Genomic DNA, 2,587 nt, shown 5'->3' on the forward strand with positions numbered 1-2,587 from the left:
CTTGTTTGATAAAATTACCGGAGAGATTTATAAGAAAAAGTTCGACCTGCCGCAACCTCCAAAATATCAGGATGTTTTTGGTAAAACAATTATTGAACTGGCGGAAAAGAATGATAAAATTATGGGCGTAACGCCGGCAATGCCGAGCGGTAGTTCCTTAAAATATATGATGGAGCAAATGCCTAATCGGGCATTTGACGTAGGTATTTGTGAACAGCACGCGGTAACCCTGAGTGCAGGAATGGCTACCCAGGGCTTGCGCGTTTATTGTAATATTTATTCGTCCTTTATGCAAAGGGCTTTTGATCAGGTGGTACATGACGTAGCTATTCAAAAATTGCCGGTTATTTTTTGTTTAGACAGAGCCGGTTTAGTAGGTGAAGACGGGCCTACACATCACGGTGCTTACGATATTGCTTATTTTCGTTGCATCCCCAACATGATTATTTGCGCACCTATGAATGAACAGGAATTGCGCGATATGATGTTTACTGCCCAGTTGGATACAATGCAAAACCCTATCGTTATCCGTTATCCCCGTGGCAACGGCGTCATGCCCGATTGGCAAAAACCGATGAAGGAATTGACAATAGGCAAGGGCCGCAAACTTAAAGATGGTGAAGATGTAGCCATACTCTCTATTGGTCATCCGGGAAATTTTGCTGCCAGTGCTATTCGCAGTTTACAAAAAGAAGGATTAAATCCGGCGCATTATGATATGCGTTTTGTAAAGCCCCTGGATGAAGATCTGTTGCACGAAGTTTTTACCAGGTACAAAAGGATTATTACGGTGGAAGATGGTACCATAAAAGGGGGCTTTGGTGCAGCAGTCTTAGAATTTATGGCTGAAAATAAATATAATGCTGAAGTAGAAATACTCGGCATTCCGGATCATATCATCGAGCACGGTACTTTGAAGGAATTGTACGCCGAGTGCAAATTCGATGCAGACGCTATTGCAGAAACGGTGAGAAAAATGCTGGAAGGGAAGGTTACGGTAAGAAAGACGAGTTTGATAAACTAAAAAATTAACGATGAAAAAAAGAAAGCATTTAATCCTAACAGCCATTGGACTATTGCTGCTGGTTTTTACATGGTTAGTTGCTCAATTTATATTCATACCTGATTCACTAAAGGGTGTATTAATGGGGATCGGAATTGGAATCGAGGTTTTGGCGCTCATCAAGTGCAACGGAGCTAAGAAACGTCAATTGAAAATGCGAGCGGACAATACTGTTAATTCCACTATGTTTTGAATCCGCCAGTTACTATTTCGGGGGATGAAAGCAGAGGAGGACTTCTTGCTAAGCACAATAAAGCATTCACATCCGTTTCGTCAGGTATTTAAAGGCTGCATTCATTTAGTGCTTCGTTCCCATTAATGGAGGCGCTGATTTTTAAGGGAAATAACCCTTTCCCGCCAAATAGTTTTCTATTTTGTCTAAATGAATTTTCTAAGCAAAACCTAAAGGGTTCAAACCCACCATCTTAGGCAGGTAGCGCATCTTATAAAATCAGTAGTGCTGCAAATACCTGACAAACTACCATTACACATTAATATTTTAGCTGCTATACAGCGCTATTAGCTGCATCCCCGAATAATGTAATTATTTGGAATTTTTGAAATTGTATAGGGAATTTCAAGTGGCCTTTTCTTTTAAAATCATCACTAAAAAAGTCATTTATACTATTCATTTTGTTAACTTGCATTATGATTTCACTATGTCATGAGCGAAATTTGTTAAAGGCTTTATCTAATTTTCCCTTTGTTAAACAAAAACTGATGCGCTTTCTTATTTGGGTGGTTTTGTTGGGACCATCGCTTTCGGTTTTTGGCCAAAGTGAATACTACAATTTTTCTAAGCTAAATACTTCCAACGGTCTGTCAAATAATCAGGTTAATGCCATATTAAAAGATTCCGATGGGTTTTTGTGGTTTGGCACCTCATCCGGGTTGGATAGATACGATGGAAGTTCTTTCAAAATTTTTCGTAAAAAAACAGACGATATTACTTCTTTATGTGATAATTCTATCACCGCCCTTTTCCAACTGCCAGACAGAAATATCTGGGTGATGACCAGGGGTGAACCTTGTATTTATCATTGTGATATCGAAAAATTTGATACGAATTATAATGGTTATTTAAACGCACTCCACTTGCCTTCGGGTAACATTAGTAAAATCGTTCCGGGAAATAATAATCGATATTGGTTTCTTTATGGCAATTTTAATCTTTATCTGTATTCAGCTAAAGACAAACGCTCGAAACGCTTCACTCATGAACCTACATTTATTCCGGATGCAAAAATTAGTTCTGTCGGTGAGACCGGAGACGGAAAATTGTGGCTTGTATATCAAAACGGGTTCATACAGGAATATGATATAAAATCTGATAAAGTTGTTTTCACTTCTACGACTTTACAAAAAATCAATAGAGGTAATATTCCTTACGAACTGCTCGTCGATAAGGATGGAGATCTCTGGATCTGGAGTTATGTATATGGTGTCTTTCTTTTTCATCCACAGGATAATTCCATTAAACAATTTAACGAGAATAGTTTCCCCAGCAAGTTGAAATCCAATCTG

The 2,587-nt window shown here is 38.6% G+C and carries 3 protein-coding genes; all 3 read left to right on the forward strand.

From position 1 onward, the window contains the following. Nucleotides 1-1,024 (forward strand): transketolase C-terminal domain-containing protein (locus tag ACQR30_RS13745; protein WP_429736084.1); only part of this gene is annotated, 1,024 nt, incomplete at its 5' end. 10 nt (nucleotides 1,025-1,034) lie between these two features. Beyond that, complete coding sequence (locus ACQR30_RS13750; protein WP_429736086.1) at nucleotides 1,035-1,256, forward strand: hypothetical protein; 222 nt, start codon at nucleotides 1,035-1,037, stop codon at nucleotides 1,254-1,256. Between the two features lie 527 nt (nucleotides 1,257-1,783). After that, nucleotides 1,784-2,587, forward strand: an 804-nt coding sequence (locus ACQR30_RS13755) for a ligand-binding sensor domain-containing protein (RefSeq protein ID WP_429736088.1), incomplete at its 3' end; no start/stop codon positions are given.

Source organism: Arachidicoccus sp., from assembly GCF_050436765.1.
In the GTDB taxonomy this organism is placed as follows: Bacteria; Bacteroidota; Bacteroidia; order Chitinophagales; family Chitinophagaceae; genus Arachidicoccus.